This window comes from Cytobacillus gottheilii, assembly GCF_018582665.1.
GTDB classification, from domain to species: domain Bacteria; phylum Bacillota; class Bacilli; order Bacillales; family Cytobacillaceae; genus Cytobacillus; species Cytobacillus gottheilii.
This window is the reverse complement of the sequence record NZ_CP071709.1, coordinates 339,184-354,469: the sequence shown is the minus strand read 5'-3', so window position 1 is coordinate 354,469 and position 15,286 is coordinate 339,184. Positions and strand designations below refer to the sequence as shown.

Sequence of the window (15,286 nt, the reverse complement as noted above, 5' to 3'; positions counted from 1 at the left end):
ACATAAAAAAACTACCCTGTTTCACATGAAACAGGGTAGTTTTTCCAGTAGAACAGATTATTTAATTATTCTTGCTCACCAAAGCTTACGTACATTGCCTCAATATCTGTTGCTATGAATCCTTAAACATCAGCAGTACAGTTTATTCCTGAAGACCTGCTACAACATCTTCTAGCTTCATACCTCTTGATGCTTTTACCAGTACGATTGTTTCTTGATTCACCAGCTTTTGCAATTGCAAAATAAGCGGCTGTTTTTCCTTAAATGAATATACTCTATCTTCCGGGAAAACACGGCGGGCACCTTCTGCAATGTATTGTCCAAGTTCTCCAAATGTGAAGACAGCACTAATTTTATCAGGATCAATAGACTCGCCAACCTTGATATGATATTCCTTTTCCTCATCGCCTAATTCCAGCATATCGCCTAGGACCAGAATCTTATTTTGATATCCGGGAAGGTTCGCAATCAATTCAATCGCTGCATTCGTGGATGTTGGGCTTGCATTGTAAGCATCATTGATGATTCGCTCGCCTTTCTTTCCTTGTAAAAGTTCCATTCTCATATTGGTCAGCTTAATTTTGGATAGTCCTTCATTCATATCCTCAAAGGAAATATCATAAAAAGAGGCTGCTGTCATGGCTGCAAGAGCATTAAGAACATTATGAGTACCCAGCACCGGGAGCTGGAATTCTCTATCTGAGATATTCACCTTAAAGCAGCTTCCATCATCGCTTTGACTGATATGTGTCGGATATAAATCGTTGGAAGTGTTTGAACCAAAGGTCTTCAGCACTGCTCCGCCATTATACTGTTCAAAGTATTGCTGCAGGAGCGGCTCATCTCCAATATAGATAATACATCCATCGTTTTTTAGACCATTAATGATCTCAAGTTTCGCTTGTGCAATCCCTTCTTTGGATCCTAAATCCTGAAGATGGGCTTCACCGATATTTGTAATCATAACAACCTCTGGCTGGGCAAGACGGCTGAGAAAATCAATCTCCCCTTTTCCGCTCATCCCCATTTCTAAAACGGCCAGCTGAGTATCTTCTTCAAGGCTGAGGATGGTTAATGGAAGGCCTATATGATTATTATAATTTCCTTCTGTCTTTTGCACTTTGTATTTCAGCGATAATAGACTAGCAGTCATATCCTTGGTTGTTGTTTTTCCATTGCTGCCAGTGATCCCAATTGTTTTTACATTTAACTGTTTTCGATAGCTGCGGGCAAGTTCCTGCAATGCGAGCAATGTATCTTCTACGAGAATAATCGGCAAATGCATTGGCGGATTAGGAACATCACTTTGCCACAATGCAGCGGCTGCTCCTTGATTTATAGCTTCCTCAACAAATGCATGCCCATCAGCACGCTCACCTTTAAAAGGAACAAATAAATTTCCAGCTGTAATTTTTCTTGTATCTATGGTTACCCCGGTAATATGCACGTTCGAATGCTGGGATTCGAAATCGTCCAACCCAATCATACCGGCTATCTCTTGTAAGGTTCTCTTTATCATGGCCTGCCTCCTATTTTCATGGATCATCTACTTTGTGTATGCCTATCAATATAAACATATGTAGAAAGCATACACGCCTTGTTCATCGGTCTATAGTGCAGTAGACAGTTTAGGGAGGCGCAATGCTTCACTATTTATTAGTTTTTTCAGTAAACACAAACACCCAGATTACATCGTGTGCTTAATCTGCTGTTTTTCCTCATGCCGCTCCAGCGCAAGCTGAACAAGGCGTTCAATAAGCTCGGGATACTCTACTCCAGAATGCTTCCATAACAGCGGGAACATGCTAAACGGAGTAAATCCAGGCATTGTGTTTACTTCGTTAATATAAAATTGACCTTCTTTTGTTAAGAAGAAGTCTGCTCTTACCAATCCTGAACAATCAAGGGCTTTAAACGCTGTTATGGCCATTTCCTTCAGCGCGGCATATTCCGAGTCAGTAATTTCAGCTGGGATCATCATTGCTGTATCCCCATCCTGATACTTCGCTTTATAATCATAAAAAGATGCTTTCGGAATAATTTCACCTGCAACAGAGCAATCGGGATCATCATTGCCCATAACTCCCGCTTCAATCTCGCGAGCCGTTACTCCTTCTTCAATAATGATTTTCCGGTCAAATTGAAACGCTTCTTCAAATGCGGCCGAAAGTTCTTCCCGGTTTTCGCACTTGCTGATTCCCACGCTTGATCCAAGATTTGCAGGTTTCACAAAGCAAGGATATCCTATTTCTGTTTCCACCTTCTCAAATGCAGCTTCCTCGGCTTTTTTCCACTCGCTGCGAATGAACCAAACATATTTTACTTGCGGCAATCCTGCTTGGGCAAAAATGTTTTTCATAATCACTTTATCCATACCGGCAGATGAAGCAAGTACACCGTTTCCTACATAAGGAAGATTCAGCAATTCAAGCATTCCTTGAACAGTACCATCTTCTCCATTTGGTCCATGTAATAACGGAAAAATCACATCAAATGGCCCTGCATCTTCATCAGATGCTTTAAACAGGGTTGGTGCCAATGCTGTGGGAGTCAAGGCTTCTCCTTGCTCAAACGCAAGCTCCTTCAATTCCTCAACAGGTCCATTTAACTCGTTCCCTTTGACCCAGCGGCCTTCTTCAGTTATATAAATAGGATGAATTGTAAATTTATCTGGATTTAAAGCTTTAATGACAGCCAGCGCTGTTTGCATAGACACTTGATGCTCCGCAGATTTGCCGCCATATAACAAGCCAATTTTAGTTTTCATTTGTTGAACCTCCATTTTTAAATCGCACAAAATCATTTTACACTTTTGAGCGTAAAAGTTCCATCTGATACCTGCTGTTACAGAAGGTCAGCTTACAATTGTTTTAGAGCAAGTATGGCACTTTATTTGCTCATTACTGAAAAGTGAATATTCGCCTATACGTATATGTATGAACCAGAGTATTAAATGTAGCTTTTCTAAATGATTTTATTTCATTTTACCCTATTAAATCATGACAACATTAAAGAAAAGTTACATTGAGCCTATTTTTCGGTTACATTTTATTAATCTGAATATATGGAATAATTTTATTATTCTAAAATAATTTATTTCTATTAACTTTTTGTAAATCATGCGTTATAATCCTTCTATTAAAAACAATTGTATTTTAGAGGAGGACAGAAGGATGAGGAAATTTGGCTTATTGCCGCGAATTATTATTGCTATTATTTTAGGGATTATTGCCGGCACCTTTTTGCCAGAAATCGCAATTAGGGTGTTTGCCACTTTTAACAGTTTGTTTGGCAACTTTCTTGGATTTGCCATACCGCTTATTATTATTGGTTTTATTGCCCCAGGAATTGGTTCTATGGGCAAAGGGGCAGGGAAAATGCTTGGGATTACAACTGGCCTTGCCTATATCTCAACCATTGCAGCAGGTATTCTAGCTTATATTGCTGCAAGCTCTCTTTATCCTATGATGTTAAAGAACCAAAGCTTTACACAATTCGATAATCCTGAGGAAGCTTTGCTTGAGCCAATTTTCACAGTTGAAATGGCACCAATTATGGGTGTAATGACTGCCCTGCTAATTGCTTTTACATTAGGTTTAGGTCTTGCCTCTATTAAGGGAAGCACATTACAGAATGCATTAAACGATTTTCAAGCAATTGTTGAGAAACTAATCGAAAAAATCATCATTCCATTATTGCCGATCCATATCTTTGGAATCTTTTCAAACATGACACAAGGCGGACAAATCGGAACAATCATGAGTGTGTTCGCAAAAGTATTTATCATGATTATCGCTCTTCATCTTATCATTTTATTCATTCAATACACAGCTGCCGGAACTGCAGCAAAAAGAAATCCATTCATTATGATTAAACAAATGCTTCCAGCCTATTTCACAGCACTCGGCACCCAATCATCTGCTTCAACAATCCCAGTCACTTTAAAGCAAGTGAAAAAGATTGGGGCACGTGAACAAACAGCTGATTTCTCTGTTCCTTTATTGGCAACCATTCACCTTTCAGGGAGCACTATTACAATTGTCAGCTGTGCCATTGCTGTAATCATGCTTCAGGGACAAAGCATTTCCTTTATCGAGATTTTGCCTTTTATCCTGATGCTAGGTGTTACGATGATTGCTGCACCGGGAGTTCCTGGCGGTGCGGTTATGGCGGCGCTTGGATTGCTTGAATCCATGCTAGGTTTTGACGCAACAATGATTGCATTAATGATCGCTCTTTATTTGACACAAGACAGCTTCGGTACAGCTTGTAATGTGACAGGGGACGGTGCACTAACGGTGCTTGCAGATAAGTTTAGCGGAAAATCAGCTAAGAAAAACAGCCTCGATTCCCAGAGTGCTTAATACTCTTTTTAGAGAAAACGCAAGAAGCCACCAAGGCTACTTGCGTTTTTTTTGTTAATTTCGTTACAACTAGAACAACATCGGTGACCTGAACTCAACCTGCAGGCAGTATATGAATCGTTTTATCCTTTAACAGCAAAAAAACACGCTAAGACGCGTGTTTTAATGTCCAGACAGTTTAGCACCTGGATTATGCTGAATAGAAAGTCGCTCCATTAACTTCATGCTTGGTGAATTCAAGCCAGTTAATTGTACTTGCTTTCCATTCTCCCGCAGTTTAATGACAATTTTATCAATCGCAGCAACCGCAGAATCATCCCATATATGAGCACCGCTGAAATTGATCTCGACTTCTTTCATCTCATCGTATAGATCAAAGGATGCGACTAGTTCATCAACTGAAGCAAAAAACACCTGACCAGTAACAGTGTACAGCTTCTTCACACCTTGAGCTGTGGAGTTTACTTGCACCTTTGATATTTTTGCTACAAAGAAAATCGCACTTAGAATAATACCAGCTAATACCCCTTTTGAAAGGTCATGTGTAACAACTGTCGTGACAGTTGTTGTTACCATTACAATCGAGTCAGTTACCGGTACCTTCGCAAGCCCTTTAAGTGAAGCCCAATCAAAGGTTCCAATTGAAACCATAAACATAACACCTACTAGTGCCGCCATTGGAATTTGTACAACAATATCACCAAGTACAAGGATTAAAAAGATTAAGAACAACCCGGCGACGAGGGCAGAAAGTCTTCCTCTTCCCCCTGATTTTACATTAATTACAGATTGGCCAATCATCGCACAGCCAGCCATGCCTCCGAAAAAGCCTGTTACAATGTTGGCAATTCCCTGTCCGCGGCTTTCACGGTTTTTATCACTTGCTGTATCTGTCATATCATCAACAATTGATGCCGTCAGAAGAGATTCCAGCAAGCCAACAATTGCCAATGCAATCGAGTAAGGAAAAATAATTTGCAGTGTTTCAAAAGTAAATGGCACATCTGGAATCAGAAAACCAGGAAGTGAAGAAGTAATAGCGCCCATATCACCAACTGTACGTACATCACTATTTGTCATAAGCGCAATAATGGTAATCACCACAATGGCCACTAGCGACGAAGGGATCGCCGTTGTCATTCTAGGGAAAAGATAAATAATAGCCAAAGCGCCTGCTACCATAGCATACATGACCCAGGTTGCATCTACGAATTGTTCGAGCTGAGCCATAAAAATTAAAATCGCCAGGGCATTTACAAAACCGATCATTACAGAACGGGGAATGAACTTCATAAACCGCGCAAGCTTAAATACCCCAAAGAGAATTTGCAGGACACCTGTTAAAATCGTTGCCGCAAATAAATATTGCAAACCATGATCAGCAACAAGTGTTACCATTAATAAAGCCATTGCTCCTGTAGCAGCTGAGATCATCCCAGGTCTGCCTCCTACGATCGATATGGTGACAGCGATACAGAAAGAAGCATACAAGCCAACCATCGGATCAACACCTGCAATGATTGAAAAGGCGATTGCTTCCGGAATTAAGGCAAGCGCAACAACAATTCCAGACAAAATGTCTCCTCGCACATTCCCAAACCATTGATCTTTCATTGATAATACTCTCAATATTCCACCTCATTTTTTTAATTGTAAGTGTATAAAAGAAGAGCACAAAAAAAAGCGAACAGACAAAATAACAACACCTTTCATAGAAGAAAAAAAGTGCTGCACCCTTTATTCGCAAACTCAGTGTTAGATTAGCTATCATAATAAGGATCACGGCATTTAAGTCCATTTAAAAGCACTCTTTTTGCTTTTTAAAATTGAACATAAAGACTAGCCTGCAAGGCAACGATTAGGTTTAGCTTTGCAATTATACTTTCTGTCAGTATAAAGATAGTTAAGTTCCTTAAAATGGTGCTTCTCACATACACTTACTTTTTATTTAGTTGACGTCGAACTCTCATCGACGTCGGGGCCGTTAAAAACATATGTATCATATCATACAATTGATAATTTACAAGTTTCGTGTAAGCGATTAAATATATTGTTTCCTTCATTTATTGAAGTTTTTCTCTGATATTCTACCAAACAATATAAACAACTTATTTTTGACAATATAAATATAAAGAAAAAAAGAATCCTTTTAAAGGATTCCCTAGCCTACTGGCGTACATATTTCAATATAGTGACCATCTGGGTCTTCCGCGTAAGCAACTTTTTGCCCCCACGGCTTTTCAACTGGTTCTAAGAGGATCGGCACACCTGCTGCTCTTAATTTTTTAACCATCATTTCTACATCTTCTGTCACAAATCCAAGTTCAAACGTTTGCTCTTTTCTCAGCTCATCAGGAATCGGGAGTTTTGTGATGGCACGGCCATCTTCACGGGTGTTAAAGGCTAAAATCGTATTTCCTGTTTCAAACTCTATATAAGTACCAATTTCATTTCTTAATGTTAAACCAAGCAGTTCTTGATAAAAATGTTTTGTTTTACTTAGATCTAAGCTATATAAAATAACATATCCAAGTTTTAAATTCATTTTGACCGCTCCTTTAATCACTTTTTAATGAAGAAAACTTTTTTTGGAATCGCTTTATTGATCAATTATTTCTTTTTTTACCCTTAAATACATTTGCACTGCGGGCATACTCTACATCTTTAACGTTCAGCCGAAAGTTTACTACACGAGCAAGAGCAAAGAAATAATCAGATAATCGATTTAAATAAGGTAATGCTGCCGGAGAAATTTCCGGATCTGCTTTTGCCAGCGTGACGACAAGACGCTCGGCTCTTCTTGTAACTGTGCGGGCGATATGTATGGTTGCGGAAGCAGGCGAGCCGCCAGGCAATATAAATTTTTCAAGTGTTGGCGCTTCTTCGATAAACTGATCAATCCGGCCCTCAAGATATTCAACTGCTGCAGCATCAAGCTTAGACTCTTTATTTTCTGTTACATTAGCCAAATCTCCGCCACAATCAAACAACTCATGCTGAATTTTCTCAAGATCATCTAGAACATCGCGAAAAAGAGAATCGTCCAGCTGTGTCATTGCTTGTCCAACAAAACAGTTTACTTCATCAACTGTACCATATGCCTCAACACGTATATCATCTTTTTCCACTCTGCCGCCAATAACACTAGTTTTTCCTTTGTCACCCGTTTTCGTATATAAAAGCATACCTAAAACCCCTTTATATTCGTTATTTTCATTTTAACCATTCTTCTTCATTCATCTAGTATATTCATCTTACTAGACTGTTCTTCAACAGAAACCGCCATTTATCCTCTTTAAACTTTTCATCATAGCATTTGTGGTACACTCATAAATTCCTTGGCTGATTAGCTTGCCTAAAGGAGAGATCCTCGCTGCTGAAGTTAGTGTCTCTCCCTGCTGAGTGCCTGCAATTAAAATACACTCGTTCTTCATATTTAGTTCTTGGAATTGCTCAAGCGCTTTTACCTTCGCTTCTGTTGCCGTTATAATACTTTGAATATAAACTTCGTCTGAAAACATTCCGTTTATAAAAATCCATGTATTTATACCATGCTCAATAGACACATCTGCTATCACCACTGTAAAGACCGAAAAACCTTCCCCTTCGAATAATGCATAGCTAACATCCTCCGGTTTACCAGCTGAAATCATACCGACCGTTTCTCCCGCTTTAAAGCCCTTGGCTTTTAAATAATCATCCATTTCAGCGGAACATTTTATAGGGGATTCATTTGTTTGCCAATTAACAAAGGAGCGATGCCAGCCCATTCCAGAGCCCGATACACCAGAAGATATGGTTTTTAGATAGAAAGACGATTGTAATGAAAACTGGCTTTTTTCAATCGTTAATTGCTCTGCCCCTATCTTTCCTGAACTGCTTTCACCTTGCATTCCTTCCGACAACAGAACCAGCTGCGGTGCAGGGACATACGGATGTGGCTGTTTTTTAATTTCTGCCTCATAAACGGAGGAAATGACCTCTTCTCTCAACACTCCATATGGCACATCATCCTTCAGCAGCTTGCCACCATCCATCAGCAATAATCGATTGCAATATAGGCCAGCTAAATTAAGATCGTGGAATATCGAAATGACTGTTAAGCCTTGTTTTTTCGTTAAAGCTTGAAGCAGATCCAATAAATCTTTTTGGAAGGACAGATCCAGGTGATTCGTTGGTTCATCGAGCAGTAAGATTTCAGGCTCCTGCGCTAATGCCTGTGCCAGAAACACACGCTGACGCTCTCCTCCCGAAAGATGCTGCAATTGCTCATCCGCATAACGGCTTATGCCTGTCAGCTCCATCGCCTCAGCCACAATCTGTTCATCCTTATCGGTTAAAGCTTGAAACCAGCCCTTTTGATGAGCGTAGCGACCGAGGGAAACTGTCTCTTTAACTGAATAGGAAAAGTGATCTTCAGAGTGCTGAGATAACACAGCAATTACTTTGGCCAGCTCTTTAGGTCTAAAAGATTCAAGGCTTTTCCCTTTTATAAAAATATCTCCAGCTGCGACTTTATGTACTCCGCTTAACATTTTCAAAAGAGTCGTTTTTCCGCTTCCATTCGGTCCAATGACGCCAAGCAGTTCACCCTTGTTAACTTCAAAGCAAATATTCTGTATTAAGAACTGATTATCATACCCGCCTGTAACGTTTTGAACTCTGATCACATCTATCCTCTTCTTTCAGATCGTCTTTTCATTAAAATAACCGCAAAAACAGGGGCACCAATCAATGCTGTAATGACACCAATCGGCAGTTCTGCTGGAGAAATAATCGTTCGAGCAAGCAAATCTGCAAGAATTAAAAAGCCGCTGCCTGTCAGCATGGATAAAAGGAGCAAATGACGATGGTCAGGTCCCCAAATGAGCCTAGTCAAATGCGGAATTACCAGACCTACAAAACCGATAGTTCCTGAAACCGCTACAGCACCACCCGTTAAAATTGACCCGCCGATTAAAATAAGCATCTTCTTTCTCTGGACATTTACTCCGATATGAAAAGCACGCTCTTCTCCAAATGACATCGCATTGAGCTCATGGCTCCTACTTAATAAGATAGCTGCGCCAATGATCAAAAAAGGCAGCAGAATCAATACATAATCCCAGCCCCTCATAGAAACGCTGCCAAGCAGCCAGCCGATGATTTGGCGAAGCTCGTCACCTGTTAACGCAATCATCAGCGAAATCACAGCCCCTAAAAATGAACTGAAAATAATGCCGGTTAAGATAATGGTCTCTACCCTCATTGCACGGTCGATTTGCCGGGCAAACATAAGCACAAATAAGATAGTGATAAAAGCAAACACAATGCTTAATAACGGCAATGTAAAAAGCCCTGCTGCAGGAATTGTTATACCAAAGAATAAAGTCATCACAGCACCAACAGAAGCACCAGAGGATACCCCTAATGTATAAGGGTCTGCCAATGGGTTTCTTAATAAACCTTGAAATGCCGCTCCTGCTATGGCAAGTGAGGCACCTACCAGCCCAGCCAGCACCACGCGAGGCAGGCGGATATTCATGACGATATTTTCAAATAAGGGATCTGTACCATCTGGCTTATAATGAAAGATCTCTGCTCCGATGATCTTCACAATTTGCAGGATTGGCACTGAAACACTGCCAATGGAAACACCGAGCAGAATGGAAACAATCAAAAACGATGCAGCCAGTAAATAGGCCAGCCCCTTATGTCTTAAAAACTTTCGAATGGATAGCATGTTGACCTCTCTCTGCCTTTTTGAAAGCTTGTTAGGAATTAAAAAAACACCTCCGCAGCTATTCCGGAGATGTCAGTGTACAGATATGGTTCTCCATAAACTGCTTGCCGCAATGACGCTTAAGCATTGTAGAGAATAAAGCAACGCTCTAATGCCGTCACATTTCATAAATGAATAATATCCATAGCATCTCATTATTTCCTCAATATGACAAGTCAAGTGAGCCTTTAGACTTGTGCACCCGCTTAACTGCTATAGATTCGCCATTCTCGCGTCTTCTTGTCAATAACGAGTTTCGCTTCACATTTTCTCTTTTTTGAAGCTTCTTCATATTCATCCATCATATTGTCCATATTAACAAAATCACCGATTACCCAAATCGGCACTTCAATTCGAGTTCGATTTTGAGCCATATCTTTAAAAGATAAGACAATGCCTTCTTTCATGAATGGTCTTAAATCTTTTAAGATCTCGCGCGGGATGAGCGGATAATTTTTCTTCCGCTTAAATCCAAGCAAGGTTTTCTCAACTTTTATTTGTTCTAGTTTTCCTGGCAGACAGTCGCCAAGCATATTATAAAAATTTTGCATATCACGGTAATATGTTTTGTTTAGCCAGCCATCATCATGCGCCAAATAAACGAAACGATTGCTTAAAATATTATAAAACGGCTGCCGCAGGTGATCCTTTGTATGTCCAAGGTACAATAGCTCTGCTAACACTTGTCCCGGCAGTTCATTTAAGGCTTCTACCTCTTCAAAATCAATCCAGCAAAAATCACCATATGAATACACATCATCATTTACTAATTTTGAAAGCTTTTCTTTCGTGACAAAATCCAGCATGGTATGCACGTGGAATTCACCATGATCAAAGTTATGTTTTAAAAGCAGGAGATGATTAAAGGAATCGGATAATGACTGCGCGAATTCGGCAAATTCAATCCCATATGTCATCACATATTGCTCTTGTTCATTTAACAAAATATAAACGAGATCCCGAATATCCTGATTTTTCTTCTTCATACATGTAACCCCCGGGTAAATAAAAATACGAATACCGCTTTGTATTCATAGTGGCAAAATGATAGATTTCAAACACCAAGCTTCAGCAGCCTTCTTAATGGGTATATTTAAAACAGGTCACATACATATGATCGCACTACTTCTATTTATTAGCATACAATACACATAAGAAACTTGTTTAAATTTGGAAATACCTAATTACAATTACCTTCATTTTAGCAAAAAGGTACTAAAATTGCTTATTAAAAAAATATTACAATTCTGATTTAAAATTCTTTTTTAGGTAAGCGGTTGCCGGCATTCCATACAACTCTTTTATTTCTTATAATGTAAACAGAATAAAAGCAGGCGAAGATATGTTATACTCTAATAATTTCTTGCAGAAAGGGGCGTGACGATTTTGATCCAAAACATGACCGAAAATCAAATCACACTTTATATTATTAAAACGTTAAAAGAAAACAAAAAGAAGGATTTCGACGTAATTCTAGATGAACTGCAGCCGTATGATATAGCGCAGCTCTACGAAAACCTTCCCGAAAAGCATCAGCCTCGTTTCCTATTGTTCTTATCCGTGGATAGGCTAGCTGATTTGCTGGAAGAACTGAACAAGGAAAAGCAGCTGGAGGTACTGAATAAGATAGGGAAAGAACGGACAGGTAAAGTACTTGATGAGATGGATAACGATGATCTCGCATTGCTGCTAGACGAGTTATCACCTGAAAAAATCGCTTCGCTTCTTTCCGGCATGAAAAAAAGCGAGTCTCAAATTGTACAAGATATTATGAATTATCCTCCAGAAACTGCCGGCCGAATCATGACAAACCGTTTTGTTTGGATCCGCGATTACTATAGTGTTAAAGAGGCAGTCGAAAAGCTGAAAATCTTTGCTGAATATGCTGAAACGATTAACTACCTCTATGTAATAGATCAGCACCGCAAGCTTGTTGGTGTTGTGTCTTACCGTGATTTACTGATTGCTGAACCGCATGAAAAAATCAGCGATGTCATGTATGAACGTGTGATTGCCGCTACCGTCACAACCGACCAGGAAGAGGTTGCACGAATGGTTGAGAGATACGACTTCCTTGCTATTCCAGTTGTAAATGAAGAAAATGTATTAATGGGAATAGCAACAGTCGATGACTTAATCGACGTTGTCATCCAGGAAGCAAATGAAGACATTGAAAAGCTTTCCGCTTCTGGTAAATCCATTGACTTTGATACAAAAGCATTTGTTGCTGCCTATCGGCGGTTACCATGGCTGATCCTGCTTCTGTTCATCGGCATTCTCTCAGGAGGAATTATTAGCGGTTATGAACAAACACTTGAGCAGGTAGTCGCATTAACCTTCTTTATGCCGATGATTTCAGGCATGACAGGGAACACTGGCACACAATCACTTGCAGTTGTTGTTCGCGGACTTATTTCAAATGATATTAATAAAAAAGTTGTCACAAAGCTTATCCTTCGTGAATTTTTTGTAGGACTTTTGATTGGATTAACCTGCGGTATTTTAATTTCTCTTATTGCTTATTTTTGGCAAGGAAATGCGGTATTAGGCCTTGTTGTCGGTGTTTCTTTATTCTTAACTCTCATTATTGGAACATTAGCCGGCGCCGTTATTCCGCTGATCCTTTACCGTCTTAACATCGACCCAGCGATCGCATCTGGCCCGCTGATCACCACATTAAATGACATCTTTTCACTAATAACGTATTTTGGCATTGCCACCATGTTTATTAGCTATTTAACGTAAAACATATCCCTTTGATATCCTTGATATCAAGGGGTTTTTTACTATATTTGAACAATCCCCTATCTCTGCCGGCCTAAACCTCGAATAGCATGGTTTGCTTTGACACTTTAACTGTTTTTGGGGTTATTCGGTGACTCAACTTCCCTGAATAGGGAGCACTATCGCGATCGGAATGACTCAGTGGTTCTATTTCCCCAAACCGGCACTCGCCCTCTCTTTCGGGAATTACTCTGCCGTTCTATTTCCCCAAACCGGCACTCGCCCTCTCTTTCGGGAGTTACTCTGCCGTTCTATTTCCCCAAACCGGCACTCGCCCTCTCTTTCGGGAATTACTTTGCCGTTCTATTTCCCCAAATCCTCACCCGCCCTCTCTTTCGGGAATTACTTTGCCGTTCTATTTCCCCGAACTGACTCTCGCCTTCTCTTTCGGGAATTACTTTGCCGTTCTATTTCCCCAAATCCTCACCCGCCCTCTCTTTCGGGAATTACTTTGCCGTTCTATTTCCCCGAACTGACTCTCGCCTTCTCTTTCGGGAATTACTTTGCCGTTCCATTTCCTCAAATTGACACTCGCCCTCTCTTTCGGGAATTACTTTGCCGTTCTATTTCCCCAAACCGACACTCGCCTTCTCTTTCGGGAGTTACTCTGCCGTTCTATTTCCTCAAACTGACACTCGCCTTCTCTTTCGGGAATTGCTTTGCCGTTCTATTTCCCCAAATCCTCACCCGCCCTCTCTTTCGGGAATTCCCCCTTCTCCCTATACCTGTTTTAAACCATTTTGTCATTTCTATTTAAAAAGGAAACTATCCTAACCCCATTTTCGTCTATACTGATAGATTATTATTTTTAATGTTACCAAGATTGTATTGAATGACGATCTCTGCTTTGTTAGTCTAAAGGAAAATAATGTTTAATTTGGACTGCTGGCACCGAGATAATCATAGAGATATAGAGATGATAAAAGGGAACTGGGTGTTATTAATGAATCGGCAAAACAGGATTGCAGAACGTTTTGATTGGAATTTAAGCTTGCTGCTGTTTTTATTTTTTATCATTAGTTGTGTTGCTATATACAGCGGGCAATCAACTTCTCAATATAATGTCAATTTCGCTCTCGCCCAAGTTAAAAATTATGTTGCCGGGACCATCATCTTAGCTATTGTGATGTACTTTGATACAGAACAGGTAAAGAAGCTTGCCTGGTATTTGTTTGGGTTTGGGTTCATTCTGCAGGCTGGTTTGTTCGTTGCTCCAGAATGGCTTGCTGAGGAGAGAAAAGGAGCAACACTATGGTACCAAATAAAATTCTTGGGTTCTGTCCAGCCTTCTGAATTCTTTAAGATCTTTTTAATTATTGCATTAGCTAAAGTAACCGTGGGCCATCATAAAAAGTTTGTGGCCAAAACGTTTCAAACGGATTTATTGCTCCTTTTAAAAATCGGCGGTTTGACCTTTATTCCATTTGCATTAATTGTGGTCGAGGATTTAGGGACAGCGCTTGTTATTTTGGCGATCATGACTGGGATTATTCTCGTTTCCGGAATTACGTGGAAGCTGATTCTTCCGATTATCACTCTTGGAAGCGCAGCTGTTGCCGGTATTTTATATCTTGTGATTCAGGCGCCACAATACCTTGAGAAATACGTTGATACGTATCAGATGTATCGCATTTATGCCTGGTTAGATCCCGTTGGCCACCGTCAGGGAGATGGCTTGCAGTTATATAATTCCCTGCATGCAATCGGCTCTGGTCTTCTATCCGGAAAAGGCTTTTATGATCGGCAAGTGTATATTCCCGATGTCCATACCGATTTTATTTTTAGTGTCATTGGGGAAGAATATGGTTTTATCGGCGCCAGTATCGTCATTGGATTGTTCTTTTTGCTGATCTATCATTTAACGAAGACAGCATTAGAAGCTGCCGATCCTTTTAATACGTATATTTGTGTCGGCATTATTGGCATGATCACCTTTCATGTCTTCCAGAATATAGGGATGACCATCCAAGTACTTCCAATTACGGGGATTCCACTTCCTTTTATCAGTTACGGAGGAAGTTCGATTATGGGGAATATGATGGCAATGGGACTTGTCTTTGGAATGAGATTTCACCAGAAAAATTACATGTTCTCCTCTGGGAAAAATTATGTTGACTAAATTTTACAATCACGTATAATACGGTATTAATATTAAAATCAATGACGAAGAGAGTAGGATACTGTGTTTACCAAAGCGAGACAGGGATGGTGTGAGCCTGTTGGCAGCCTTTATTCGAAACGCACTTCTGAGTCCAGCGCTGAAAAATCAGTAGGCTCTGGCGGTGATGACCGTTAAGACATGTATATTCAAGGGGTCCTATTGGACAATCAGAGTGGTACCGCGGGTCTTTCAAACTCGTCTCTATTTTTAGAGACG

11 protein-coding genes and 1 other annotated feature are annotated in these 15,286 nt (G+C 40.1%); of the genes, 3 read left to right on the top strand and 8 right to left on the bottom strand.

Annotated features, from left to right (window positions below; all coding sequences use genetic code 11):
* Nucleotides 1-142: 142 nt before the first annotated feature.
* Both J1899_RS01850 and J1899_RS01845 read right to left on the bottom strand, forming a co-directional pair.
* The gene (locus tag J1899_RS01850) at nucleotides 143-1,519 is read right to left on the bottom strand and encodes a UDP-N-acetylmuramoyl-tripeptide--D-alanyl-D-alanine ligase (protein WP_214477159.1); all 1,377 of its coding nucleotides are present in this window, start codon (nucleotides 1,517-1,519) and stop codon (nucleotides 143-145) included.
* 168 nt (nucleotides 1,520-1,687) lie between these two features.
* On the bottom strand, nucleotides 1,688-2,767 hold the full coding sequence (locus J1899_RS01845) for a D-alanine--D-alanine ligase (protein WP_214477157.1): 1,080 nt from the start codon (nucleotides 2,765-2,767) through the stop codon (nucleotides 1,688-1,690).
* A 406-nt stretch (nucleotides 2,768-3,173) separates the two neighbouring features.
* On the opposite strand from J1899_RS01845, the gene J1899_RS01840 reads away from it, so the two are divergent.
* A complete protein-coding gene (locus tag J1899_RS01840; RefSeq protein ID WP_214477155.1) occupies nucleotides 3,174-4,364 on the top strand; it encodes a dicarboxylate/amino acid:cation symporter in 1,191 nt (396 codons plus the stop codon).
* Nucleotides 4,365-4,526: 162 nt separating this feature from the next.
* Here J1899_RS01840 and J1899_RS01835 read toward each other — a convergent pair whose 3' ends face one another.
* From J1899_RS01835 to J1899_RS01810, 6 genes are all read right to left on the bottom strand, one after another.
* On the bottom strand, nucleotides 4,527-5,993 hold the full coding sequence (locus J1899_RS01835) for a SulP family inorganic anion transporter (protein WP_214477153.1): 1,467 nt from the start codon (nucleotides 5,991-5,993) through the stop codon (nucleotides 4,527-4,529).
* 532 nt (nucleotides 5,994-6,525) lie between these two features.
* Nucleotides 6,526-6,909: a VOC family protein gene (locus J1899_RS01830; protein ID WP_214477151.1), complete on the bottom strand. Its 384-nt coding sequence runs from the start codon at nucleotides 6,907-6,909 to the stop codon at nucleotides 6,526-6,528.
* A 61-nt stretch (nucleotides 6,910-6,970) separates the two neighbouring features.
* Entirely contained in the window at nucleotides 6,971-7,549 is a 579-nt protein-coding gene (locus J1899_RS01825; protein WP_066450742.1) for a cob(I)yrinic acid a,c-diamide adenosyltransferase, read from the bottom strand.
* Nucleotides 7,550-7,633: 84 nt separating this feature from the next.
* Nucleotides 7,634-9,034 (bottom strand): ABC transporter ATP-binding protein, encoded by a 1,401-nt coding sequence (locus tag J1899_RS01820; protein ID WP_214477150.1) that lies wholly within the window; start codon nucleotides 9,032-9,034, stop codon nucleotides 7,634-7,636.
* A gap of 2 nt (nucleotides 9,035-9,036) precedes the next feature.
* Nucleotides 9,037-10,086 carry a FecCD family ABC transporter permease gene (locus tag J1899_RS01815; RefSeq protein WP_214477148.1) on the bottom strand — a complete coding sequence of 350 codons (1,050 nt, stop codon included), beginning with the start codon at nucleotides 10,084-10,086 and terminating at the stop codon, nucleotides 9,037-9,039.
* 245 nt (nucleotides 10,087-10,331) lie between these two features.
* Nucleotides 10,332-11,111: a hypothetical protein gene (locus tag J1899_RS01810; RefSeq protein WP_066450748.1), complete on the bottom strand. Its 780-nt coding sequence runs from the start codon at nucleotides 11,109-11,111 to the stop codon at nucleotides 10,332-10,334.
* Between the two features lie 400 nt (nucleotides 11,112-11,511).
* Here J1899_RS01810 and mgtE point away from each other — a divergent pair, with 400 nt between their 5' ends.
* Entirely contained in the window at nucleotides 11,512-12,870 is a 1,359-nt protein-coding gene (gene mgtE / locus J1899_RS01805) for a magnesium transporter (RefSeq protein ID WP_139785681.1), read from the top strand.
* Nucleotides 12,871-13,852: 982 nt separating this feature from the next.
* Nucleotides 13,853-15,028, top strand: coding sequence for an FtsW/RodA/SpoVE family cell cycle protein (locus J1899_RS01800; protein ID WP_214477146.1), 1,176 nt, complete (start codon nucleotides 13,853-13,855; stop codon nucleotides 15,026-15,028).
* Nucleotides 15,029-15,060: 32 nt separating this feature from the next.
* Nucleotides 15,061-15,276, top strand: a binding site (T-box leader).
* The last annotated feature ends 10 nt before the right edge of the window (nucleotides 15,277-15,286 follow it).

What these genes read in the sequence shown, in the direction of transcription:
- J1899_RS01850 (WP_214477159.1), bottom strand. Translation starts at nt 1,519, where the DNA reads ATGATAAAGAGAACCTTACAAGAGATAGCCGGTATGATTGGGTTGGAC.
- J1899_RS01845 (WP_214477157.1), bottom strand. Translation starts at nt 2,767, where the DNA reads ATGAAAACTAAAATTGGCTTGTTATATGGCGGCAAATCTGCGGAGCAT.
- J1899_RS01840 (WP_214477155.1), top strand. Translation starts at nt 3,174, where the DNA reads ATGAGGAAATTTGGCTTATTGCCGCGAATTATTATTGCTATTATTTTA.
- J1899_RS01830 (WP_214477151.1), bottom strand. Translation starts at nt 6,909, where the DNA reads ATGAATTTAAAACTTGGATATGTTATTTTATATAGCTTAGATCTAAGT.
- J1899_RS01825 (WP_066450742.1), bottom strand. Translation starts at nt 7,549, where the DNA reads ATGCTTTTATATACGAAAACGGGTGACAAAGGAAAAACTAGTGTTATT.
- J1899_RS01815 (WP_214477148.1), bottom strand. Translation starts at nt 10,086, where the DNA reads ATGCTATCCATTCGAAAGTTTTTAAGACATAAGGGGCTGGCCTATTTA.
- J1899_RS01810 (WP_066450748.1), bottom strand. Translation starts at nt 11,111, where the DNA reads ATGAAGAAGAAAAATCAGGATATTCGGGATCTCGTTTATATTTTGTTA.
- J1899_RS01800 (WP_214477146.1), top strand. Translation starts at nt 13,853, where the DNA reads ATGAATCGGCAAAACAGGATTGCAGAACGTTTTGATTGGAATTTAAGC.